This is a genomic window from Streptomyces sp. NPDC048424 (assembly GCF_040651555.1).
Taxonomy (GTDB): domain Bacteria; phylum Actinomycetota; class Actinomycetes; order Streptomycetales; family Streptomycetaceae; genus Streptomyces.
Genome location: NZ_JBEZKE010000038.1, coordinates 37,781 through 58,949, shown reverse-complemented (window position 1 = coordinate 58,949; position 21,169 = coordinate 37,781). Strand labels below are relative to the sequence as shown.

The window sequence follows — 21,169 nt, the reverse complement described above, 5'->3', positions numbered from 1 at the left end:
AGCCGACGAACTCACCGTCCACACCCCCGACCTCGACGACGTCTTCTTCGCCCTCACCGGCACCGCACACACCATCCCCAACCAGCCCAAGGAGACCCACCGATGAGCTCCCTCACCCTCGCCCTCCGCGACTCCACGACGATGCTGCGCCGCAACCTCCTGCACGCCCGGCGCTATCCGTCGCTCACGCTGAACCTGCTGCTCACGCCGATCATGCTGCTGCTCCTCTTCGTCTACATCTTCGGCGACGTGATGAGCGCCGGCCTCGGCGGCGCGGACCGGTCCGCGTACATCGCGTACGTCGTCCCGGGCATCCTGCTGATGACCGTCGGCGGCACCGTCGTCGGGACCGCGGTGTCCGTCTCCAACGACATGACCGAGGGCATCATCGACCGCTTCCGCACCATGGCCATCCACCGCGGGTCGGTGCTCATCGGGCACGTCGTCGGCAGCGTGCTCCAGTGCGTGATGAGCGTGATCCTCGTCGGCGCCGTCGCCGTGGCCATCGGTTTCCGCTCCACCGACGCGAGCGCCCTGGAGTGGCTGGCCGCGCTCGGGCTGCTCGTGCTCTTCGCCACGGCGCTCACCTGGATCGCCGTCGGCATGGGCCTGATCAGCCCGAACGCCGAGGCCGCCAGCAACAACGCGATGCCGATGATCCTGCTGCCGCTCCTCTCCAGCGCCTTCGTCCCGGTGGACGCGATGCCGGGGTGGTTCCAGCCGATCGCCGAGTACCAGCCCTTCACGCCCGTCATCGAGACCCTGCGCGGCCTGCTGCTCGGCAGCGAGATCGGGCACAACGGATGGCTCGCGGTGCTCTGGTGCCTGGGGCTCGCGGTGCTCGGCTACTTCTGGTCGGCCGCCAAGTTCAACCGCGACCCGAAGTAACCGGTCGGGTGACGTCCGCAGCTTTCAATCTGATGGCCCGGGGAAGAGCGGTCTGTGTAGAGTGATGGCGGCTTGCCTCCTTAGCTCAGCTGGCCAGAGCACCGCTCTTGTAAAGCGGGGGTCGTCGGTTCGAACCCGACAGGGGGCTCCGTACCCGAAGGCCCCGGACCTGCTTGGTCCGGGGCCTTCGGCATGCCCTGGGCACGGCCGGGCCGGGCCGGGCCGATCAGTGGCGGCCGGAGATGCGGTCCGCCAGGCGGGCCAGGGGGGTTGTCGTGGGCCGGTGGGTGGCCGTCTCGCGGCGGTCGGCCTCGCGGTAGGCGGCGTAGAGGGCCTGGACACCGAGCCAGCGGAAGGGCTCCGGCTCCCAGCGGCGGACCTTGTGGCCCACCCAGGGCAGGGCGGTGAGGTCGGTGGACTCGCCGAGGACCAGGTCGCGCAGGGTGCGGGCGGCGAGGTTGGCGGTGGCGACGCCCGAGCCGACGTAACCGCCGGCCCAGCCCAGGCCCGTGGTGCGGTCCAGGGTGACGGTGGCGCACCAGTCGCGGGGGACGCCGAGGACGCCGGACCAGGCGTGCGTGATCTCCGTACCCGTGAGCTGCGGGAAGAAGGAGAAGAGCAGGGCGCTCAGGGCCTCGATCGTGGCGGGCTGGGTGCGGCCGTCGTTGTCCGTGCGTGATCCGAAGCGGTACGGGACCCCGCGGCCGCCGATCGCGATGCGGTCGTCGGCGGTGCGCTGGGCGTACATGTACGCGTGGGCCATGTCGCCGAGGACCGGGAAGTCCGACCAGCCCAGTTGGGCCCAGGTCTCGGCGGGGATCGGGGCGGTGACGATCATCGAGGAGTTCATCGGGAGCCACGAGCGCTTCTGGCCCTTGAGCGCGGCGGTGAAGCCCTCGGTGCAGCGCAGGACGTACGGGGCGCGGACGGTGCCGTACGGGGTGACGGCGCGGCGGGGGGCGATCTCGGTGACGGGCGTCGACTCGTGGATGACGACGCCGAGGCGCTCGCAGGCGGCGGCGAGGCCCTTGACCAGCTTGAGCGGGTGGATGCGGGCCCCGTGCGGGCTCCAGCTGGAGCCGACGGCGTCGGCGATGTTGATGCGGCGGTGGGTCTCGGTGGCGTCGAACAGTTCGCGGTCGCTCTCGCCGAAGGAGAGCTCGGCGGCGTGGAAGGCCTTGAGCCGGCCGAGCTGGGCGGGGGTGCGGGCGACTTCGAGGACGCCGCCGCGGTGGATGTCGGCGTCGATGCCTTCCTCGGCGGTGACGTCGATGACCTCGGTGACCGTCTCGTTCATGGCGTTCTGGAGGCGGCGGGCGGCCTCGTGGCCGTGGAGCGCGGCGTAGCGGTCGCGGCCGGCGATGCCGTTGTAGAGCCAGCCGCCGTTGCGCCCGGAGGCGCCGTAGCCGCAGAACTTCTGCTCCAGGACGGTGATGTGGAGGTCGGGGGCGGCCTGCTTGAGGTAGTAGGCGGTCCACAGGCCGGTGTAGCCGCCGCCGACGATGACGACGTCGGCGGTGCTGTCGGCGGTGAGGGGGGCGCGGGGTGGGGTGGCCGCGGTGCCGGGGTCGGTCGCGTACCAGAAGGAAATACCGCCGTTGATCGTCATGGGGGAGTTGGTACACCCGGTTCCGGTGGGGCGTCCAGGGGCTGGCTGTCGTGCGTTGGGGCGGGTTTCCAGGCCGGATGGCCGATGTGGGAGGGGTGGCGGGGGCCGTAGGGTGGTGGAGGTTTTGTCATGTTTTCGGGTGAGAGGTTCGGTTGATGGCGGGCGGCATACGCAGGGCAGGGCGCGCGGGGCGGATCGTCACGGGGGTCGCGGCGGCGGTGCTGTCGGTGGGAGCGGTGGCCGGCTGCGGAGGCGGGAGTGGGGGCGGGGGCGAGCGGTCCGTGGGGGACTCGGCCGCGGTGGGGGGCTCGGCCGCCGTGCGGACGAGTCCGATCGCGGACGTGTTGGCGAAGCTGCCGGCCCGGGTCGACGGGGCGAAGGTCGTCGTGGGGAAGCCGGACGCGCCGCGCACGGTGCAGGTGCTGGTGGACCCGCGGTGCGGCTACTGCGCGAAGTTCGAGGCGGCGGGCGGCGAGACCCTGCTGAAGCTGGCGGCGGACGGCCGCGTGCAGGTCGAGTACCTGCTGGCCTCCTTCCTGGACCGGGGCGGGGCGAGCGGGTCGGTGAAGGCGGTGAACGCGCTGCGGGCGTCGGTGGACGCGGGCAGGTTCGCGGAGTACCACGCGGCGGTGTTCGCCAGCCAGCCCAAGGGGAAGTTCACGGACGAGCTGCTGTTGAGGATCGCGGACGAGGTGCCGGGGCTGCGGGGCCCGGCGTTCGACAAGGCCGTCGCGGAGACGGCGTACGCGGGATGGGCCGGCGAGTCGGAGCGGGCCTTCGAGGCGACGGGGGCGCAGGGGACGCCGGTGGTGCTGGTGGACGGGCGGGCGCTCGGGGCGAAGGACGGGTCGATGTTCGACGCGGAGGCCTTCGCGCGGACGCTGAAGGGCGCGGGGATCGGCTAGGTCCTGTCCGCCCGGACAGGGCCTAGGTCTGTCCCGGCGACTCGTTCGGATCCCGCCGGGTTACCTTCGGATCATGGTGGACTTCGGGGAGATTCCGGACGGCCTGGTCGAGGCGCAGCTCAGGTTCAACGCAGACGCGGGACGGGAGTTCATCGCGGCCCTGCCGGGGCGGGCCGCGCGGTTCCTGGAGCGGTGGGAGCTGCGGTGCACCGGGCCGGCCATGCACGGGGTGACGGCGCTGGTGCTGCCGGTGGAGCGGGCCGACGGGAGTGCGGCCGTACTGAAGCTGGTCGCGCTGGACGAGGAGAGCGCGGGGGAGCCGGCCGCGCTGCGCGCGTGGGGCGGGCGGGGCTGCGTACGGCTCCTGGAACACGACGCGGAGACGGGCACCCTGCTGCTGGAGCGGCTGGACGAGAGCCGGCACCTGTCGGCGCTCGCGCGGCGGGACGCACGCCGGGCGGTGGGGGTGGTCGGGGAACTGCTGGCGCAGCTGACGGCGGTGCCCGCGCCGGCCGGGCTGCGGGGGCTGGGTGAGATCGCGGCGCGGATGCTGGAGGACGTGCCGCGGGCGGTCGGGCTGCTCGCGCGGGAGCGGGAGCGGCGGCTGCTGCGGGACTGCGCGGCTGCGGTGGCGGAGGTCGCGGGGGAGCCGGGGGACCGGCTGCTGCACTGGGACCTGCACTACGACAACGTCCTGGCGGGCGGCCGCGAGCCGTGGCTGGCGATCGACCCGAAGCCGCTGGCGGGGGATCCGGGCTTCGACCTGCTGCCGGCGATCGTCAACAACTTCCGTGCGCAGGAGGTGCGGTGGCGGTTCGACCTGCTGACGGAGGCGGTGGGGCTGGACCGGGAGCGGGCCCGGGCGTGGACGCTGGGACGGGTGCTGCAGAACTGCCTGTGGGACCTGGAGGACGGCGAAGAGCACCTGGACGAGGAGCAGTTGACGGTCGTCGAGGCCCTCCGAGGGCGGTGACGCGCGGGCGCCTAGGCTGCGTTCATGATCCGTCACGCTGAAGTCACCGATGTGCCCGTCATCCACGCGATGATCCGCGAGCTCGCGCAGTACGAGAAGGTGCCGCACGAGGCACGGGCGAGCGAGGAGCAGCTGCGTGAGGCGCTGTTCGGGGACCGCCCGGCGGTGTTCGCGCACATCGCGGAGACGGACGACGGCGAGGCGGTCGGCTTCGCGGTGTGGTTCCTGTCCTTCTCCACCTGGCGCGGGGTGCACGGGATCTACCTGGAGGACCTGTACGTACGGCCGGGCGCACGCGGCGGCGGCCACGGCAAGGCGCTGCTGGCGGAGCTGGCCCGCACGTGCGTGGAGCGAGGCTACGAGCGCCTGGAGTGGTCGGTCCTCGACTGGAACGCGCCTGCCATCGACTTCTACCGATCGGTCGGAGCGGTGTCCATGGACGAGTGGACGGTGAACCGCCTGACGGACGAGGCGCTCCGCAAGCTGGCCGGGGCTGAGTGAGCGCACCGGAGCCCTTGCCGCCGATCGCTACCGCGCTCAAGACGGCTCTCCGCCACCTGCGGAGTGTGCGTGGCCAGCGTCCCGGAGCGCCTTGCACCGACGCCGCATACGCGGCATGGCGGGATGACATTGCCGAGGCTCTGGACAACCTGGCGGTGCACCTGGAGCGGCCTGCGGACCAGGCCATGGCACGTGCCGAGGCGGTGGCCGCCCGCGCGGAGGCGGAACGCTTGCGCGCGTGACTCGGGGCCTCCGTGTTGCCGGAGGCTCGAAGCCACGCGCGGCGTCACGACACGCGTCCGTGGGGCCCTGGCCGTCCGGCTACCCGACGGCCGGGACCGGGTGCTCCGGGGAGTCGAGCCAGGACCAGGTGGTGCCGTCGGGGTGCACGGTGAGTCCGAACCGCTCGAATTCCGGTCGGTCCTGGTCGTCCCACCAGGCGTGGGCGGCGGTCACTTCGCCCCAGAGTTCCCGGGGCCCGGACTGGTAGACCTCGAACTCCTCCGCGCCGGGAACGAAGTCGATCGACGCCCAGGAAGTGACCCGGGTGTCCCGGAGCCAGAGCGTGTAGCGGCCGCCTTCGAGCTTCTCCGGGTAGGGGAACATCCCCTGGGTCTGGAGTCCGACGGCGAACATGGGGAGCCAGTCGGCCACGTCCTCCGGGGACAGGGACGTGGTCGTGCGGCGGCCATCGGCCGGCCACGGCTTCCCGCCCAGGTACGTCTTCACGTGCGTCCGGTAGGCACGTTGCTGCCGGAGACGCATGAAGGCGGAGGACCCGACGAACGGTCCGGACGCGCTCCCGTCCTCCTTGACGGTCAGGCGGACCACGGCCTCCCCGCCGTACTCCGTGGCGTACGGGGAGACGATGATCCCGCCGGGCCGGGTCTGCCGGATGATGTCCGCCGGGATCTCCCGGAGGGACGCCGTGATCACACACGATGGTCGTACGGGGCGCACCCGGGCCAGCCCTGTGAGCCGTCTCCGACGATGGCCACCGGGTTGTAGCCGGTGGCGTCCAGGCGGGCTCGGGCCGTGGATGCGTTCTCCGGGTCGAACTCGATGGTGGTGACGTTCTCCGAGCCGACCCGTTCGGACAGCAGAGCCGCGTTCCAGCCGGTGCCCGTGCCTACTTCCAGGACCTTGGAGCCCGGCTGGACGTCCAAGGCCGCCAGCATGGAGAACACCATGGTGGGCTGGGAGTTGCTGCACGTCGGGATGGCGCCCCGGTCGGGCCCGGTGTGGTTGCCGTCGTCCCACTGGGTGGTCAGGGAGGTGTCCCAGTAGACCGCGCGGAACCATCCCTCCGGGTCGGTCCGGCGGTCGATGGTCGCCACCGGTCCGCCGTCGGCCGGTCCGACGCCGGGCCAGATCACGTCCGGGACGAACGACTCCCGGAGCACGGCCTGGTAGGCGGGGAGCCAGTCGGAGGTCAGGGCCCCGGAGTCCATGAGCCGGGAGGCCAACCCCTGGGGGCCGGCCTCCGTCGTGGCGCGTTCGGTCACTTGGTCCCGCTTCCCTTCGTGTCGCTGTGGCCGGAGTCCTGGCCCTCCGAGCCGCCGCCCCCGTGCCCGGCACCCGACTGGCCGTCGTCCTGCTGGCTTCCGCCCTGGCCCGACCCGCTGCCTCCGCCGTGCTGTCCGCCCATGAACGTGCTCCTTCTCGTGAGGGATGAGTGGTGCTGTGGGCCGCCCCGGCTGAACGGTGTACCGGTCACCGGAGCGGAGTTTGTGAGGGTGAGGGCCGACCCGGCCCACGATGCGGCCTGCATCTGTTGCTCTCCGGCCTCCGCCAGGAACTCCAGGAGGGGGCTCCCAGGGGTCAGGTGGTGCTAAAGCTGGGCGGCCCATTCGCCGCGTTCCCGAAGGTCATGGAGCTGGGCCGCTATGTCGTCCCAGGACTCCGAGGGCGGTTCCGGTGGGGTGCTCACTGCGCGGTCCACCGACTCCGCCGGTTCGCTTCGATCACCCTGGCGTTCAGTCGCAGGGTGCTGCCCGTGGCCGGGCGGTACTCAGGGCAGACCGGCTGTCCGCACTCGCACGGACGCCATTTCAAGGCGTTGCCGGGGCTCAGGTCCGGGCCCTCGAACCGCACCCAGCCGGGTGCCGTACGGCTCTCTTGGCGGTCGCGAGTGGTCATGCGTGCCCCCGCTTCACGACGTGCGCCAGCTTCATGGCGACGTCGGGGCGGACTGTCTCCAATTCGTGCGAGTTGCCCATGGGAGGGACGCTAGGGCTGGTTGCCGGGCCCTGTGGGGGCTGATTCGCCGGGATTCTCGGGCTGGTCCGTGATCTTCCGGGGGATTCTCAGGCGGTGTCGAGCGCCCGTCGGGCGCGGGCGATCACGCGGTGGGCGTCCGCGCCGTAGACCGCGGAATCGGAGAGCGCCTGCCAGACCTTCCGATACACGCCCACGCTGTCCGCGTCGTCCAGCCAGAGTTCCGCGTGCCAGTCCTCCGCGATCACCAAGCGGTCGTCGTAGAGCCAGAAGCCGTTGGCCGGCGGGATCTTCAGGGAGGCGCCGAAGGGGACGATGCCCAGGGAGACGGTGTCCAGCCCGAGGACGCCCGCCAGGCGGTCGAGCTGGCCGGCCAGTACGGGAGGAGGGCACACGAGCGCCCGGAGCGCGGCCTCCCACATCACGATGTGGAACGTGCGCCCCGGCTCGTACAACATCTCCTGGCGCTTCACGCGGGCCCGTACGGCCTCCTCGGTGTCCCGGACGGACTGGTGGAGGTCGGCGTAGCGGGTGAAGACGTGGCGGGCGTACTCGGCGGTCTGGAGCATGCCCACGACCGTGGAGCCCTGCCAGACGTGGAACGTCCTCGTGCGTTCGTACTCGGCCGTGAGCGTGTCCTGGACCGGCTTGTGGCCCGCGGCGAGCTGTCTGCGCCACGCGCGGGACCGGGACTCCAGGCTCCGGAGCCGGGTGATCAGCTCCTCCGCTGCCTCCGGATGGCCGGTGGCGTCCGCCCACGCCAATAGGTCGTCCGTCGTGGCGGTCTGGCGGCCGGTCTCCAGCTTGCTGACCTTGGACTGGGTCCAGCCGAGCAGGACCGCCAACTGGCGGCCCGTGAGCCGCCGATCGGTGCGCAGCTCGCGCAGCCGCGCACCGAGGGCAACTCTTGCTTGTTGGAAGTCGGTACTCACTCGGCGGACGGCACCTGTTCCGCGAAGGTCTCGTACGGGACGGCGTGGTGCCACGCGGCGTCCCGGACCTGGCAGGCGCGGGCCACTTCCACGGGGTCCGTGACCAGCTCGACGCCGGTCATCACGTCGTCGCCATCGAAGAGGAGCCGGGCGATGACCCGGGAGTCGAAGAGCCAGAAGTCCTCGTCGGGGAGTTGCAGCGCTTCGGCCTCGGAGCGCCACAGGTTGCGGATGTCCTCGCCGACCGCGCTGTTGCGGCGGGCGTTGTCGAGCAGGTAGCGCTGACCGGGGGTGGGCGGGTTGTCGGCGATCCGTACCCGCTCGAACCGCTTGCCCAGGGCGGACTGTTCGCGCCGGGACGCGCACCAGGGGTCGTCCAGGTCCCAGCCGGCGTCCTCGCCACGTCCCTGGGAGCGAAGTCGGCCAGGAGCACGCGCGGGACGACCACGAACCCCTCCCCATCCTTGACGTTCCGAAGCTGCGCCACGTCCTGGGGGTCGGTCACCGCGTCTCCCTGGACCAGGACCTCCCCGGTGTCCAAGTCCTCGTACAGGGTCGGGCATCCGTCGTTGCCGGAGTTGGTACCGATGAACCGGAGTCGCCGTGCCATTGCCGTTCCCCTCCCGCCAGCGGACATGTCCCGACCAGGATGGGGCGGGTGCGGGCTCCCTGTCCTGCGTGATTCGCCATGATTCTCGGAACGGGACGCAGGAAGGCCTGACGTGTACCGCCTGACGGACGTGGGTGAGGGTGCGTAGTCGTCGTCGGCGGCCTCTTACGACGTCTCCGATCTTTTGCACATAGTTAGATTGGGCTATCTTCGACTAGTCATAACTGGCCCGGTGTGCAGTTGAGTTGAGGCGTTGCGCAGTAGATCGGCAAGGAACCGTCCCATTGGCTGGTTGACCTCCCCGGAGCGTGCCGTGTCCGAGACCAAGACGCAGAAACCGTTTCTGGAACTCCGTGCGGGAGGTTTTCACCTCGTGATCCAGAAGGCATTCGTGCGGCTGATGAGCACGTTGATCGCTGTCGGATGCTCGGGATTCACCGCGTGGTGGACGACCCGCTGATCGCGCCCCGGCGCAGCGCGTGCCGGTCAGGGTTCCAGGATGACCTTGCCTGTGGTGGCGCGGGTTTCCAGGGCGTGGTGGGCGGTGGCGGCTTCGGCGAGGGGGTAGCGGGTGAGGGCCGGGCGGAGGCGGCCGGTGGCGGCTTCGGTGAGGGCGCGGGTTTCCAGGACGCGCAGGGGGTCGGGGGCGCCGACCTGCTGGAGCATGGCCGGGCCGAGGACGCCGCGGGTGGTGATGGAGCGGGCGGCGAGGTCGGCGCGTTCGGCGTCGGTGAGGTCGAGGGGGCCGTCGGACCAGCCGAAGACGAGGTGGCGGGCGCCGGGGGCGAGCAGGCCGAGGGCGGTGCGGGCGGTTTCGCCGCCGACGGAGTCGAAGAGGACGGTGGCGCCGCCGGGGTGGTGGGCGCGTACGGCGTCGGCCCAGCCGGGGGCGGTGTAGTCGAGGGCGAGGTGGGCGCCGTTGGCGGAGGCCCGGGCGGTCTTGGCGGAGCCGCCCGCGAGGGCGATGACGGTGGCGCCGGCGTTCACCGCGTACTGGACGAGCAGGGTGCCGATGCCGCCCGCGGCGGCGGGTACCAGGGCGACGGAGTCCGGGCCGAGGTCGGCGAACTGCAGGATCCCGAGGGTGGTGCGGCCGGTGCCGATCATGGCGACGGCCTCGGCGGGGTCCAGGCCGGGCGGTACGGGGTGCAGGCGGTCGGCGTCGGCGACGGCGTACTCGGCGTAGCCGCCCGGGGCGAAGCCGAGGTGGACGACGACGGTGCGGCCGAGCCAGGCGGGGTCGGTGCCGGGGCCGAGGGCGTCGACGGTGCCGGCGACCTCGCGGCCGGGGATCGTGGGGAGCTCGGGGAGCGGGGCGGGCGGGCCCTGGAATGCCGCGGCGGAGGCTGGTGTCGAGGAGGTGGACACCGGCGGCGGCGACGGCGATGCGGACCTGGCCGGGAGCGGGGACGGGGATGTCCGTGCGCTCGTAGGAGAGGTTCTCGGCGGGGCCGAAGGCGTGGAGGCGGATGGCTCGCATGGTGGGCATGACGACCACGGTGCGACCTCGAGCGGGGTTGAGGTCAAGGGCGGGCGTTGTCAGTGGGGTGGGTCACGATGGGGGGATGGTGCGCAAAGGGCAGGGGCAGAGGGTGAAGGCGGCGCGGCGGCCGGAGCTGCGGTTGCCGGAGCTGGTGGCGTGGGGAGGGGCTGGGCTGGAGCCGGACGGGGACTACGACGGGCTGGAGTTCGCGGACCTGGATCTGGCGGGGCAGGAGGGGATCGGGGCCCGTTTCATGGACTGCGCGGTGCGGCGCTGCGCGCTGGACGAGGCGGGGCTGGCGAAGGCGCGGTTCCTGGACTCGGTGCTGGAGGGGGTCCGGGGGGTGGGGACGGACCTGTCCGGGGCCTCGTTGCGGGACGTGGAGCTGGTGGACGCCCGGCTGGGCGGGGTGCAGATGCACGGGGCGGTGCTGGAGCGGGTGGTGGTCCGCGGGGGCAAGATCGACTACCTGAACCTGCGGAAGGCGCGGCTCAAGGACGTGGTCTTCGAGGGGTGCGTGCTGGTGGAGCCGGACTTCGCGGGGGCGGTGCTGGAGCGGGTGGAGTTCCGGGACTGCGCGCTGCGCGGGGTGGACTTCAGCGGCGTGCGGCTGCAGGACGTGGACCTGCGGGAGGCCACGGAGCTGGGGATCGCGCGGGGTGTGGACGCCTTGGCCGGGGCCGTGATCAGCCCGGCGCAGCTGTTCGACCTGGCTCCGGCGCTCGCCTCCCAGCTGGGCCTACGGGTGGAGGCGTAGCCGCTCCCGCGCCGCCGCGGCCGCGGCTTCGCGTCGGCGGCGGAAGGGCTGCCAGCGCGGGTCCTCCACGCGGACGGGGCCGGGGAGGCCGAGGAGGTGCACCTCGTCCAGGAGTTCCTCGGAGGCGTCGTGGGCGCGCAGCCGCGCGGGGGCCTGGCGTACGAACCAGGCGGTGAGCTCTTCGTGGACGGCCACCTCCTCCTCCCAGGTGAGGCCTCCGGTGGTCCAGGGCAGGAAGCCCATCAGCAGCTCCCCCGTCCAGGCGTCGAGGGTCCGGGCCAGGTGGTGGTCGGGGACGGCGCCTTCGGTGGCCTCCCACACCGCGAGCCACGGGCCCAGCGTGCCGGAGGCCTGACTGCACAGCGGGAGGAGTGCGTGGGCGGGGACGGCGGGGTCCGGGGTGAGCAGGGTGTGGGCCCACCAGGCGTGCAGGAATTCCCGTACGGCTGCGCTCTGCGGTGCGGGCCACTGCTGCCAGTCGGCGCGGTGGAAGGAGTCACCGACGTTGTCGATGTCGTACGCGTAGGCGCCGAGGCCGCCGGTCAGTTCGCGGGCGAACTGCGGCAGGACGCGCCGCAGCACGGCAGCGTGGTCGCTCCAGTCGGGCGCCCGCCAGGCGCGGTGCAGGAGGTCGGGGTCGAGATCCGTGCCGGGCACCTTCAGCAGGGCGAGCTCTTCCGGGCTGCCCCAGTGACAATCGCACTGCGTCTCGTCGGCCCGGGCGGTCATCCCGCGGAAGGTGACGTCCAGGTGGTCCAGCGCCCGGTCGAGCCGTGTGCGGGCGGCGGCGGCCGCGTCGGCCGCCGAGTCGGCTGCGGGGCGGTGGCCGGGTTCGGTCATGGTGGGCCGTCGCCTCACGGGACTCCGGGCCGATCGGGCCCGAAGAGCGCGACCGCACCCGTACGCGGATCAGGCCGGGACGCGGGGGAACTTGGCCTGCAGGGTCCAGATGACGGGGTTGTCGGCGAGGCCGTCGTGCATGTCGATGAGGTCCGCGACCAGGTCGTGCAGGAAGTCGCGGGCCTCGCGGCGCAGCAGGCGGTGGCTGAAGGTCAGCGGGGCTTCCTCGGCCGGCATCCAGTCGGCCTCGACGTCGACCCAGCCGAAGCGGCGTTCGAAGAGCATCCGGTCCGTGGACTCGGTGAAGTCGAGCTCGGCGTGCTGGCGGTGGGCCGAGCGGTTGCCGCGGGGGTCCTGGTCGAGCTGTTCGACGATGTCGCACAGCGCCCAGGCGAAGTCCAGTACGGGCACCCATCCCCAGGCTGTGGACACTTCCCGGTCCGCGTTGGTGTCCGCGAGGTAGACGTCCCCGCAGAACAGGTCGTGGCGCAGGGAGTGGACGTCCGCCGAGCGGTAGTCGGTCTGCGGGGGGTCGGGGAAGCGCCGGGAGAGGGAGTAGCCGATGTCGAGCACGTACCCGATGGTGTCACGGGTCCCGGGGCGTCCCCACCCCGGACGGACACCGGCCCCCGGACACCGCCCGGTCCGCCGGACGGAGACGCGTCAAGAAGGGAGGAGGCGCTGTTCCTTCGCGACCGAGACCGCGCCCGCGCGGGTGTCGACGCCGAGTTTGTCGTAGATGCGGCCCAGGTGGGTCTTTACCGTGGCTTCGCTGATGAACAGGGCGCGGGCGATGTCGCGGTTGCCGAGGCCGCGGGCCAGCTGGCCGAGGATGTCCAGCTCGCGGTCGGTCAGGGTGGGGCGGGTGCCGCGCATGTGGGCCATCACACGGCTGGCGACGGGCGCGGAGAGGGTGGTGCGGCCCTGGGCGGCCGAGTGGATGGCGGCGAAGAGTTCCTCCGGGCGTTCGGCCTTGAGGAGGTAGCCGGTGGCGCCCGCGCCGATCGCCCGGGTGATGTCCGCGTCCGTGTCGTACGTGGTGAGGACGAGGACGTGCGGGGGGTTGGGGGCGGCGGTGATGCGGCGGGTGGCCTCCACCCCGTCGATGCCCTCACCGAGCTGGAGGTCCATGAGGACCACGTCGGGTCGGAGTTTGGCGGCCAGGGCGACGGCCTCCTCGCCGCTGCCCGCCTCGCCGAGGACCTCGATGTCCGGCTCGCTGCCGAGGAGGGCGAGCAGGCCGGCGCGGACCACCACGTGGTCGTCGCAGAGCAGGATCGTCGTCATGGGGCCGGCTCCAGGGGGATGGCCGCGGAGAGGACGGTGCCCTCGCCCGGCGTGGATTCGATCGTGAGGGTGCCGCCGAGCTGGCGGACGCGGGCCCGCATCGCGGGGAGGCCGTGGCCGCGCTCGGCGGCGTCGGTACGGGGCTCGGCGAATCCGTGGCCGTCGTCGGCGACGTCCAGGACCACCTGGTCCCCGAGGAAGCTGAGGGTGAGTGCGGCCGTGCGGGCGCCGGAGTGCTCGCGGACGTTGGCCAGCGCGCCCTGGGCTATGCGCAGCAGGGCGGACTGGACGCGGTCCGGGAGCGGGGCGGGCGTGCCTTCGAGGTGGAAGCGGACCTCGATGTCCGGGCCGGCGTCCAGGGCGCGCAGCGCTTCGGCGAGGCCGGCGCCGTCGGCGAGCTCGGACGGGGCCAGGTCGTGGACGAGCCGGCGGGCCTCGGCGAGGCCGTGCGCGGCGATGCCGGTGGCGGTACGGACGTGCGCGCGGGCGGTGGCCGGGTCGGTGTCCCAGGTGCGGTCGGCGGCCTGGAGCAGCATCTGCTGGCTGGACAGGTTCTGGGCGAGGGTGTCGTGGATCTCCATGGACAGCCGCTGCCGTTCGGCGAGGGTGCCTTCGCGGCGTTCGGTGGCGGCCAGTTCCCGGCGGGTGCGGATCAGGTCGTCGATCAGCGTCCGCTGGGCCTGGGCCTGGCGTTCCATGTGGACGAAGACGGCGGTGGCGAGGGCGGCGACCGCGGGCGGGGCCAGGAGCAGGTTGGGGTCGAAGGACTTGGACAGCTGGAGCTGGGCCGTCACGACGAACGCGGTGAGGAGGGCCACCAGGACGATGGCGGCGCGGGGCGGGAGGGTGCGCAGGGCGGTGAAGAAGAGCGGTACGGCGCACCAGGCGAAGCTCGGCGCGAGGACGACCAGGACCACCCAGGTGGTGACGACCAGGCCGAGCCAGAGGAGCCGGCGGGCTGTGGGGGCGGCGCCGAGGGCGGGGCCGAGTACGTAGAGCAGGGCCAGGGTGACGCTGAGGGCGATGATCCACGGGGTGCGGGGGTCGCCGGGGTGGCGCAGGAGGAAGCGGAGCAGGGAGGCGCCGAGGAGGAGGAAGAAGGCGGTGTGGGCGACGGTGGCCAGCGTGCGGGTGTCGTCGCGCGGCGGGGCGGGTGTCACTGGGTGCTCCTCGGTCGGGGCATGCGTCCATTGTCGGGTGCGGCGCCGCTGCCGGGGCGCTGCCCCGGACCCCGCTCCTCAAACGCCGGAGGGGCTGAAAGAGCGGGGCGCTGCCCCGGGCCCCGCGCCTCAAACGCCGGCGGGGCTGGAGTGGTGCCGGGTCGGCTGGAGTGGTGCGGCGAGGTGGAAGAGCGGGGCTCCGCCCCGGGCCCCGCGCCTCAAACGCCGGAGGGGCTGGAAAGCGAGGCTCTGACCAGGAAATACCCCGCCGGAGGCGGGCCGCATCGACCGATTGGATGACCCGGGGGTCAACCGGTGCGGTGGGCGGGGGGAGCCGGTACGGGGACGGGGTGGCGGGGGGTTCGGGGACAGGCTTGGAGCAGTGAAGGAGCCGGTCCGACCGGCCCGGACCGAACCCGATGCCGTCACCGTGTCACCGTTCTCAGGAGCAGAGATGAACACCCGCACCCGCGTTCTCACCGGTACCGCCCTCGCCGTCGCCCTGGGCGCCGGTGCCTTCGGTGCCGTGAGCGCCAGCGCCACCCCTGCCGCCGACGCCGCCCCGGCCGCCGCCGCCGTCGCCGGCAAGAAGGACGGCCCGAGCGACAAGAACTTCACCACGACGACGCACCTCACCGTTGACGCCGCCACCCGCGCCGCCCAGGCCGCGCTGCAAGCCGCGCAGGCCGAGAACCAGAAGGTCACGGTCGCGGTGGTGGACCGCAACGGCAACACCATCGTCACCCTGCGCGGCGACGGCGCCGGCCCGCAGTCCTACGAGTCGGCGCAGCGCAAGGCCTTCACCGCCGTGTCCTGGAACGCCCCGACCTCGGTGCTCGTGGGCCGCCTCGCCCAGACCCCGAACCTGAAGGACATCCCCGGCACCCTCTTCCTCGGCGGCGGCACCCCGGTCCAGGCGAACGGCGCGCCCGTCGCGGGCATCGGCGTGGCCGGCGCCCCGAGCGGTGACCTGGACGAGAAGTTCGCCAAGGCCGGTGTCGACGCCCTCGGCAAGTAACCCGCACGGGCAGCCCGCCTAGGATCGAGTGCGTGGAACACCGCTCACTCCTCCGTCTCGCCGTCCCTGCCGTCGCCTCCCTCCTCGCCCTCACCACGGCGTGTACGGGAGGCACGGTGCAGGGGCGGCCGGGCGCGTCGGGCCTGCGCGATCCGTACTTCCCCAAGGCCGGCAACGGCGGCTACCAGGTCGACCACTACGCGCTGGACCTGGACTACGACCCCGCCGACGGGGAGCTGCACGGTACGGCCGTCATCACCGCCCGCGCCGAGCAGGGGCTCAGCTCCTTCAACCTCGACCTCAGCGGTCTGAAGGTCGAGGGCGTGACCGTGCAGGGCGTCGGCGCCCGGTTCAACCGGACCGGCAACGAGCTGACCGTGCGCCCGGCCGAGGACCTGAAGAAGGGCGAGGTCTTCCGTACGGAGGTCGAGTACGGCGGCAAGCCGAAGACCCTCACCGACGCGGACGGCTCCAAGGAGGGGTGGATCACCACCGAGGACGGTGGGGCCGGTGCGGACGGACGGGGCAGCGCGCGGGCGCGGGCCGGTGCGGTCGGCGTCGGCGAGCCGGTCGGGTCGATGACCTGGTTCCCGGGCAACCACCACCCCAGTGACAAGGCCACCTACGACATCACGCTCACCGTCCCGCGCGGCTACGAGGCCGTGTCCAACGGGGAGCTGCGCTCCCGCACCGAAGGCGCGGACGGGCGGACCGAGTTCGCGTGGCACAGCCCGGAGCCGATGGCGAGCTATCTGGCCACCGCCGTCGTCGGCCCGTACAAGGTGACGACGGGGCGGACGCCGTCGGGGACCGGCCTCTACAACGCCGTGGCGCCCGGCGAGGCGGCCGCGAGCGCCGGTGCGCTCGCGCGGCTGCCGGAGATGGTGGAGTGGGGCAGCGGCCGGTTCGGCCCGTACCCCTTCGGCACGGCGGGCGCGGTCGTGCTCCCGGCCGGCACCCTCGGGTACGCGCTGGAGACGCAGACGAAGCCCGTCTTCCCCGGTGCCCCCGAGAGCGAGGAGCTCGTCCTGCACGAGCTCGCCCACCAGTGGTTCGGCAACTCGGTGTCGCCGAAGTCCTGGAAGGACATGTGGCTCAACGAGGGCTTCGCGACCTACGCCGAGTGGTTGTGGGCCGAGGACCACGGCGGGCCCACCGCCCAGCAGCACTTCGAGGCGTTCCTGGCCGGTGACACGGCCGTCGACGAGGCGGCCGACTCCGCCTGGGACGCCTTCCCGCCGGCCTCCCCGCCCGGGCCCGATCACATCTCGGACGAGCCGGTCTACTACCGCGGCGCGATGGTCCTGCACCGGATCCGCCAGGAGGTGGGCGACGAGAAGTTCTTCGCCCTGGTGCGCGGCTGGGCCGCGGACCACCGGCACGGGAACGCGAGCACGGCCGACTTCACCGCCTACGCGCAGGAGAAGACGGGGCGCGACCTGAAGAAGGTCTGGGACGTCTGGCTGTACGGCGAGGACCGCCCCAAGTAGCCGAAGGGGCCGTTACGGGGCTTCGAGCGGCTTGCGCAGCACCGTGCAGTCGCGGCCGAGCTCGCGGTCCTTGGCCCGGCGCAGTTCCGCGTACCCCTGGGACCGCCAGAAGGCGAGGGCCTTGGTGTTGTCGTCCAGTACGGCGATCTGCACGCCGGTGCGTCCGGCGGCGCGGAAGCGGTCCTCGACCAGGGTGGCGACGGCGCGGCCGTATCCCTCGCGGTGCGCGGTGGCATCGATGAGCAGCAGGCCGATCCACGGGTCCGTGCCGGCGGTGGCCGGGTCCGGGTGGTGGGCCAGGGTGGCGGCCAGGCCGACGAGGCGGCCGGCGGAACGGGCGAGGAGGATCTCGGCGCCGTCATGGGCGAGTTCGTCGGCGAGGGCGGCCGCGACCTGTTCGACGGTGATGCGGTCCGGGTCGGGGAAGTCGCCGCTGAGTTCGAAGAACGCGTGGTTCGTCGAGTAGAGGGCGGCGATCTCGGTGAGGACCGGGCCGGGGAGGGCGCCGTCGACGGGGACGAGCGGTTGGAGGATCACCCGTCGAACGGTAGCGAAGCCCCCTCCCCGGACGGCCGGGAGGGGGCTTCACCAGCGCTGGAGCGGCTACTCGGCCGTACTCAGACGTTGACGCCGAAGTCCTGCGCGATGCCGGTGAGGCCGGAGGCGTAGCCCTGGCCGACCGCGCGGAACTTCCACTCCGCGCCGTTGCGGTAGAGCTCGCCGAAGACCATGGCGGTCTCGGTCGCCGCGTCCTCGGAGAGGTCGTAGCGGGCGATCTCGGCGCCGCCGGCCTGGTTCACGACGCGGATGTACGCGTTGCGGACCTGGCCGAAGTTCTGGCTGCGGGCCTCGGCGTCGTAGATGGAGACCGGGAAGACGATCTTGTCCACGTCGGCCGGCAGGCCGGCGAGGTTGACGTTGATGGCCTCGTCGTCGCCCGCGCCCTCGCCGGTCCGGTTGTCACCGGTGTGGACGATGGTCTGGTCCGGGGTGGACTTGTTGTTGAAGAAGACGAAGTGGCCGTCCGAGACGACCTTGCCGGTCGGGTTGACCGCGATCGCCGAGGCGTCGAGGTCGAAGTCGACACCGGTCGTCGTACGGACGTCCCAGCCGAGGCCGACCGTGACGGCAGCGAGGCCGGGGGCCTCCTTCGTGAGCGAGACGTTGCCGCCCTTGGACAGGCTGACAGCCATGGGAATGTCCCTTTCCTCATCCAACATGCACGTACAGGCGGTCAAACTACCGCTGCCCCCTATAACGCGACGAGAGGCCTGTCGGGTTCCCGCCGTGAAATCTGAGTGACGCGGGCGGGTGCGGGCACGGATCATAGGGGGCATGCCTGGTCCTTATGTCATCCGCGGTTCGGTCGTGCTCCCCGAGGGCGAGCTCGCCTGGCGCTTCTCGCGGTCCTCCGGGCCCGGCGGGCAGCACGTGAACACCTCCGACTCGCGGGTGGAGCTGATGTTCGACCTGGCGGCGACGAACGCGCTGCCGGACGTGTGGAAGGAACGGGCGCTGGAGCGGCTGGCGTCCCGCCTGGTGGGCGGGGTGGTGACCGTACGGGCCTCCGAGCACCGCTCGCAGTTCCGCAACCGGGAGATGGCGCTGGTGCGCATGGCTTCGCTGCTGGCGGAGGCGACGGCTCCGCCGCCGAGGCAGCGGCGGGCGACGAAGATCCCGCGGGGGATCAACGAGCGGCGGCTGCGGGAGAAGAAGGCGCGGGCCGAGACCAAGCGGGGGCGGACCGGGCGGGACTGGTAGCCGGCGGCCGGCCCGCCTGCGGCTCGGCCTGAGAGGGCCTGAGAGGGCCTGAGAGGGCCTGATAGGGCCTGGGAGAACGGGGCTACTGGCCGTTCAGGTGCCGGTAGCGGCCGCGGAAGTACGTCAGGGGCTGCTGGTCCGGGGACGGGAGGGCGGCCGTCAGGACGCGGCCGATGACCAGGGTGTGGTCGCCCGCCTCGACGCGGTTCTCGGTGCGGCACTCCAGGGTGGCCAGGGCGCCGGTCAGCAGCGGGGCGCCGGAGGCCTCGCCGCGTACGTACGGCAGTTCCGCGAAGAGCAGGCGGTCGCTGATGCGGCCCTTCATCGCGAAGCGGCCCGCGACCTGGAGCTGGTGGTCGGCGAGGACCGAGACGGCCCAGAGGGGCTGTTCCGCGAGCAGGTCGTCCATCCGGGAGCCCTCGCGCACGCTCACCAGGACCAGCGGCGGCTCCAGGGACACCGACATGAAGGCGGTCGCCGTCATGCCGACGTCCTCGCCGCGCGGGCCGTCCGCCGTCAGGGGGGTCTCGTGTGCGGTGATCAGGCACACGCCCGCCGCCAGCCGGGACATCGCGGCTCGGAACTCGTCATTGCTCACTCCCTCAGCATGCGGGTTTCCGTGGGACGGGCGGGGCAGGGGGGTCGTCTTCAGCACGCTGAAACGCTAATCTCGCCCTCCCGCGCCACACATCGGGCCCTGGTCCGAGTCGCGCCCCCGCCCCTTGGCCTAGGCCCCGGCGTATCGTTTGCTCTCGGGAATGTGGGGGAGCGCTCCCAGTCGGCACGAGCCTCTCCACGCACCGTTATTCATCTCATGTGACTTGAGTCACAGAGGGCAAGATTTGTTGACCCTGTGTACCTGCCGCACAGCTCACTGTGATTCAGTGGACGGGACACCGCAACGAAACGCCGATGACAAACCTGGAGTTGCTGTCGAGGTCTCGGGGAGAGCGAGCAATGGAGACCGAGTCGGAGCCGTACGTCCGTCTTGCGACCCTGCGGCAGCTGCACCGGGTGGTGGCCGATCTCAACACGGCCAGGAGCCTGGCGGACACTCTGCAGACCGTCGTGGACGGCATCGTCGTGGGCCTCGGTTACGAACTCGCCTGTGTCAACCTCGTACGCCCTGACGGCGATCTGGTCGTCGCAGCCTTCGCCGGAGACCCCGCCGCCGAGGCGCTCATCACCGGCCGCGTCGGCTCCCGCGCCTCCTGGGAACGCCGCCTGACGATGGGTGAGAACTGGGACGGGCTCCGGTTCATCCCGCACACCGAGGGCTGGATCCTCATGGAGGACGACGTCCCCCAGTGGCACACCGACGGCCCCGATCCGCGCTTCGAGGACGAGTGGCACCCCGAAGACCGGCTCTATGCCCCCATGTACGCGTCCGGCGGGGAACTTCTGGGTGTCATTTCGGTGGACAGACCGCGCAACGGGCGCCGCCCCGGCGCGTGGGGGCGCGAAGCGCTCCAGATGTACGCCTTCCAGGCCGCGATTGCGATCAGCAATGCGAGGCTCCGGGCGAACATGCAGCGGGCCCTGGTCCGGCTGGAACGTGAACAGCAGGCGCTGCGCGCCAGCGAGGAGTCCTTCCGGCAGGCCTTCGAGTACGCGCCCAGCGGCATGGCCATCGCCGAGATGGGCGGCGACCAGCACGGCCGGCTGCTGCGGACCAACGACGCGCTGTGCCGGCTGCTCGGCCGGCCGGCCTCCGTACTGCGCCGCTACTCCTTCTCCGACCTGGTCCACCCCGAGGACATCGGCACCCTGCTGCGGACCTCCGCCGAGGGCGGGCGCGCCGAGCTGCGCCTGGGCCGGCGCGACGGCACGTATGTATGGGTCTCGCTGCGCAACTCCGTCGTCGCCGACGCCGCCGACGGGCCGCGGTTCCTGCTGACGCACGTCGAGGACATCGAGGAGCGCAAGCGGCACGAGCTCCAGCTCGCCCACCGCGCCAGCCACGACTCGCTGACCGGCCTGCCCAACAGCGCCGAGCTGCGGTCCCGGCTCGGCGCCCGGCTGTGCCGCAGGCCACAGTCCGTGCGCGCCACCGCGGTCGAGGCCCTGGACGCGGCCTTCGAGGGACGTGACGGACACGACGGGCGCCCGGTGCACGACGGCTACGAGGTGCGCACGGAGGCGGGTGGTGCCGGTGAGCACGGCTTTCAGGCCGACGGACCCGACCGGTACACCGGGTCCGACCCTTTCGACTTCCCCGGGGCGCCGGCCGCGACGCCGCCGGACGGTCCGTACGACCACCACGTGCACACGGTGGCGCCCGCGACCGACATCGACGACGGGACGAAGGGGCTCGCGGTGCTCTTCTGCGACCTCGACGGCTTCAAGTCCATCAACGACAGGTTCGGGCACCACACGGGCGACGCGGTCCTGATCGAGGTCGCCCGGCGGCTCACGACGGGCGTCAGGGACGGTGACACCGTCGCTCGGCTGGGTGGTGACGAATTCGTCGTCCTTGCCGACGGCCTGGGTGCGGCGGACGCCGCCGATCTCGCCGTCCGGCTGCGCAACGCGATCATCCCGCCGATCCGGGTCGACGGCCGTGCGGTCCGTGTGGGAGCCAGTTTCGGCATCGGCTGGGCGAGCTGCGGGATGTCCGCGGACGAGGTGCTGCGCTCCGCCGACCAGCGGATGTACATCGAGAAGCGGTCGCGTTCCAAGGCGCACCGCAGGGCCGGCTGAGGCGGTCTGTCGCCCGTGGGTGCACGTGTTCGGGGTAG

22 protein-coding genes, 1 tRNA gene and 3 pseudogenes are annotated in these 21,169 nt (G+C 72.2%); 12 read left to right on the top strand and 14 right to left on the bottom strand.

Annotation, left to right across the window (positions count from 1 at the left end; all coding sequences use genetic code 11):
• The 3 genes and pseudogenes from AB0D29_RS34200 to AB0D29_RS34190 form a co-directional block, all read left to right on the top strand.
• Window positions 1-106, top strand: a pseudogene (locus AB0D29_RS34200) (ABC transporter); the annotation flags it as partial.
• A complete protein-coding gene (locus tag AB0D29_RS34195) occupies window positions 103-888 on the top strand; it encodes an ABC transporter permease (RefSeq protein ID WP_362859607.1) in 786 nt (261 codons plus the stop codon). The pseudogene AB0D29_RS34200 and the gene AB0D29_RS34195, both read left to right, overlap by 4 nt.
• Before the next feature lie 74 nt (window positions 889-962).
• Window positions 963-1,036 (top strand) — tRNA-Thr (locus AB0D29_RS34190).
• A gap of 78 nt (window positions 1,037-1,114) precedes the next feature.
• Here AB0D29_RS34190 and AB0D29_RS34185 read toward each other — a convergent pair.
• Window positions 1,115-2,497: an FAD-binding oxidoreductase gene (locus AB0D29_RS34185; protein ID WP_362859605.1), complete on the bottom strand. Its 1,383-nt coding sequence runs from the start codon at window positions 2,495-2,497 to the stop codon at window positions 1,115-1,117.
• 155 nt (window positions 2,498-2,652) lie between these two features.
• Between AB0D29_RS34185 and AB0D29_RS34180 the strand changes: the two genes are divergently transcribed.
• The 3 genes from AB0D29_RS34180 to AB0D29_RS34170 all read left to right on the top strand — a co-directional run bounded on the left by AB0D29_RS34180 (window position 2,653) and on the right by AB0D29_RS34170 (window position 4,876).
• The gene (locus tag AB0D29_RS34180; RefSeq protein ID WP_362859603.1) at window positions 2,653-3,402 is read left to right on the top strand and encodes a thioredoxin domain-containing protein; all 750 of its coding nucleotides are present in this window, start codon (window positions 2,653-2,655) and stop codon (window positions 3,400-3,402) included.
• Between the two features lie 73 nt (window positions 3,403-3,475).
• Complete coding sequence (locus AB0D29_RS34175) at window positions 3,476-4,375, top strand: aminoglycoside phosphotransferase family protein (RefSeq protein WP_362859602.1); 900 nt, start codon at window positions 3,476-3,478, stop codon at window positions 4,373-4,375.
• Window positions 4,376-4,399: 24 nt separating this feature from the next.
• Complete coding sequence (locus tag AB0D29_RS34170; RefSeq protein ID WP_362859601.1) at window positions 4,400-4,876, top strand: GNAT family N-acetyltransferase; 477 nt, start codon at window positions 4,400-4,402, stop codon at window positions 4,874-4,876.
• A gap of 321 nt (window positions 4,877-5,197) precedes the next feature.
• Here AB0D29_RS34170 and AB0D29_RS34165 read toward each other — a convergent pair whose 3' ends face one another.
• From AB0D29_RS34165 to AB0D29_RS34145, 5 genes and pseudogenes are all read right to left on the bottom strand, one after another.
• Window positions 5,198-5,812, bottom strand: coding sequence for a hypothetical protein (locus tag AB0D29_RS34165; protein ID WP_362859600.1), 615 nt, complete (start codon window positions 5,810-5,812; stop codon window positions 5,198-5,200).
• A complete protein-coding gene (locus tag AB0D29_RS34160; RefSeq protein WP_362859598.1) occupies window positions 5,809-6,381 on the bottom strand; it encodes a methyltransferase domain-containing protein in 573 nt (190 codons plus the stop codon). Before AB0D29_RS34160 ends, AB0D29_RS34165 begins: the two co-directional genes overlap by 4 nt.
• Window positions 6,378-6,524: a hypothetical protein gene (locus AB0D29_RS34155; protein WP_266817403.1), complete on the bottom strand. Its 147-nt coding sequence runs from the start codon at window positions 6,522-6,524 to the stop codon at window positions 6,378-6,380. The genes AB0D29_RS34160 and AB0D29_RS34155 overlap by 4 nt, the downstream gene beginning before the upstream one ends.
• A gap of 658 nt (window positions 6,525-7,182) precedes the next feature.
• Complete coding sequence (locus tag AB0D29_RS34150; RefSeq protein ID WP_362859597.1) at window positions 7,183-8,025, bottom strand: helix-turn-helix transcriptional regulator; 843 nt, start codon at window positions 8,023-8,025, stop codon at window positions 7,183-7,185.
• Window positions 8,022-8,635: pseudogene (locus AB0D29_RS34145) on the bottom strand (DUF6879 family protein). The gene AB0D29_RS34150 and the pseudogene AB0D29_RS34145 overlap by 4 nt, the downstream one beginning before the upstream one ends.
• A 313-nt stretch (window positions 8,636-8,948) precedes the next feature.
• On the opposite strand from AB0D29_RS34145, the gene AB0D29_RS34140 reads away from it, so the two are divergent.
• Entirely contained in the window at window positions 8,949-9,095 is a 147-nt protein-coding gene (locus AB0D29_RS34140; RefSeq protein ID WP_362859595.1) for a hypothetical protein, read from the top strand.
• 26 nt (window positions 9,096-9,121) lie between these two features.
• Here the strand turns inward: AB0D29_RS34140 and AB0D29_RS34135 are convergent.
• A pseudogene (locus tag AB0D29_RS34135) lies at window positions 9,122-10,115 on the bottom strand (zinc-binding dehydrogenase).
• 85 nt (window positions 10,116-10,200) lie between these two features.
• Here AB0D29_RS34135 and AB0D29_RS34130 point away from each other — a divergent pair.
• Entirely contained in the window at window positions 10,201-10,875 is a 675-nt protein-coding gene (locus AB0D29_RS34130) for a pentapeptide repeat-containing protein (protein WP_362859593.1), read from the top strand.
• Here AB0D29_RS34130 and AB0D29_RS34125 read toward each other — a convergent pair.
• From AB0D29_RS34125 to AB0D29_RS34110, 4 genes are all read right to left on the bottom strand, one after another.
• A complete protein-coding gene (locus AB0D29_RS34125; protein WP_362859591.1) occupies window positions 10,858-11,715 on the bottom strand; it encodes a hypothetical protein in 858 nt (285 codons plus the stop codon). The genes AB0D29_RS34130 and AB0D29_RS34125 overlap by 18 nt on opposite strands.
• Window positions 11,716-11,784: 69 nt before the next feature.
• On the bottom strand, window positions 11,785-12,288 hold the full coding sequence (locus AB0D29_RS34120) for a hypothetical protein (RefSeq protein WP_362807527.1): 504 nt from the start codon (window positions 12,286-12,288) through the stop codon (window positions 11,785-11,787).
• Between the two features lie 90 nt (window positions 12,289-12,378).
• Window positions 12,379-13,002: a response regulator transcription factor gene (locus tag AB0D29_RS34115; protein WP_361759020.1), complete on the bottom strand. Its 624-nt coding sequence runs from the start codon at window positions 13,000-13,002 to the stop codon at window positions 12,379-12,381.
• A complete protein-coding gene (locus AB0D29_RS34110) occupies window positions 12,999-14,162 on the bottom strand; it encodes a sensor histidine kinase (RefSeq protein WP_362859589.1) in 1,164 nt (387 codons plus the stop codon). Before AB0D29_RS34110 ends, AB0D29_RS34115 begins: the two co-directional genes overlap by 4 nt.
• Window positions 14,163-14,616: 454 nt before the next feature.
• Between AB0D29_RS34110 and AB0D29_RS34105 the strand changes: the two genes are divergently transcribed.
• Window positions 14,617-15,180, top strand: a complete 564-nt coding sequence (locus tag AB0D29_RS34105) for a heme-binding protein (protein ID WP_362859588.1) — start codon at window positions 14,617-14,619, stop codon at window positions 15,178-15,180.
• A gap of 32 nt (window positions 15,181-15,212) precedes the next feature.
• Complete coding sequence (locus tag AB0D29_RS34100) at window positions 15,213-16,670, top strand: M1 family metallopeptidase (protein WP_362859586.1); 1,458 nt, start codon at window positions 15,213-15,215, stop codon at window positions 16,668-16,670.
• A gap of 12 nt (window positions 16,671-16,682) precedes the next feature.
• Here the strand turns inward: AB0D29_RS34100 and AB0D29_RS34095 are convergent, their stop codons facing one another.
• Both AB0D29_RS34095 and AB0D29_RS34090 read right to left on the bottom strand, forming a co-directional pair.
• Window positions 16,683-17,207 carry a GNAT family N-acetyltransferase gene (locus AB0D29_RS34095; RefSeq protein ID WP_362859584.1) on the bottom strand — a complete coding sequence of 175 codons (525 nt, stop codon included), beginning with the start codon at window positions 17,205-17,207 and terminating at the stop codon, window positions 16,683-16,685.
• Between the two features lie 80 nt (window positions 17,208-17,287).
• A complete protein-coding gene (locus AB0D29_RS34090) occupies window positions 17,288-17,863 on the bottom strand; it encodes a TerD family protein (protein ID WP_030718836.1) in 576 nt (191 codons plus the stop codon).
• A 142-nt stretch (window positions 17,864-18,005) separates the two neighbouring features.
• On the opposite strand from AB0D29_RS34090, the gene arfB reads away from it, so the two are divergent.
• Complete coding sequence (arfB, locus tag AB0D29_RS34085; RefSeq protein ID WP_362859582.1) at window positions 18,006-18,431, top strand: alternative ribosome rescue aminoacyl-tRNA hydrolase ArfB; 426 nt, start codon at window positions 18,006-18,008, stop codon at window positions 18,429-18,431.
• Between the two features lie 82 nt (window positions 18,432-18,513).
• Here arfB and AB0D29_RS34080 read toward each other — a convergent pair whose 3' ends face one another.
• Window positions 18,514-19,086 carry a flavin reductase family protein gene (locus AB0D29_RS34080; RefSeq protein WP_362859581.1) on the bottom strand — a complete coding sequence of 191 codons (573 nt, stop codon included), beginning with the start codon at window positions 19,084-19,086 and terminating at the stop codon, window positions 18,514-18,516.
• A 302-nt stretch (window positions 19,087-19,388) separates the two neighbouring features.
• Between AB0D29_RS34080 and cdgB the strand changes: the two genes are divergently transcribed.
• Entirely contained in the window at window positions 19,389-21,131 is a 1,743-nt protein-coding gene (gene cdgB, locus AB0D29_RS34075; RefSeq protein WP_362859579.1) for a diguanylate cyclase CdgB, read from the top strand.
• Window positions 21,132-21,169: the final 38 nt, after the last annotated feature.

What these genes read in the sequence shown, in the direction of transcription:
- AB0D29_RS34115 (WP_361759020.1), bottom strand. Translation starts at nt 13,002, where the DNA reads ATGACGACGATCCTGCTCTGCGACGACCACGTGGTGGTCCGCGCCGGC.
- AB0D29_RS34170 (WP_362859601.1), top strand. Translation starts at nt 4,400, where the DNA reads ATGATCCGTCACGCTGAAGTCACCGATGTGCCCGTCATCCACGCGATG.
- arfB (WP_362859582.1), top strand. Translation starts at nt 18,006, where the DNA reads ATGCCTGGTCCTTATGTCATCCGCGGTTCGGTCGTGCTCCCCGAGGGC.
- AB0D29_RS34185 (WP_362859605.1), bottom strand. Translation starts at nt 2,497, where the DNA reads ATGACGATCAACGGCGGTATTTCCTTCTGGTACGCGACCGACCCCGGC.
- AB0D29_RS34155 (WP_266817403.1), bottom strand. Translation starts at nt 6,524, where the DNA reads ATGGGCGGACAGCACGGCGGAGGCAGCGGGTCGGGCCAGGGCGGAAGC.
- AB0D29_RS34125 (WP_362859591.1), bottom strand. Translation starts at nt 11,715, where the DNA reads ATGACCGAACCCGGCCACCGCCCCGCAGCCGACTCGGCGGCCGACGCG.
- AB0D29_RS34105 (WP_362859588.1), top strand. Translation starts at nt 14,617, where the DNA reads ATGAACACCCGCACCCGCGTTCTCACCGGTACCGCCCTCGCCGTCGCC.
- AB0D29_RS34130 (WP_362859593.1), top strand. Translation starts at nt 10,201, where the DNA reads ATGGTGCGCAAAGGGCAGGGGCAGAGGGTGAAGGCGGCGCGGCGGCCG.
- AB0D29_RS34090 (WP_030718836.1), bottom strand. Translation starts at nt 17,863, where the DNA reads ATGGCTGTCAGCCTGTCCAAGGGCGGCAACGTCTCGCTCACGAAGGAG.
- AB0D29_RS34175 (WP_362859602.1), top strand. Translation starts at nt 3,476, where the DNA reads ATGGTGGACTTCGGGGAGATTCCGGACGGCCTGGTCGAGGCGCAGCTC.
- AB0D29_RS34180 (WP_362859603.1), top strand. Translation starts at nt 2,653, where the DNA reads ATGGCGGGCGGCATACGCAGGGCAGGGCGCGCGGGGCGGATCGTCACG.
- cdgB (WP_362859579.1), top strand. Translation starts at nt 19,389, where the DNA reads ATGGAGACCGAGTCGGAGCCGTACGTCCGTCTTGCGACCCTGCGGCAG.
- AB0D29_RS34195 (WP_362859607.1), top strand. Translation starts at nt 103, where the DNA reads ATGAGCTCCCTCACCCTCGCCCTCCGCGACTCCACGACGATGCTGCGC.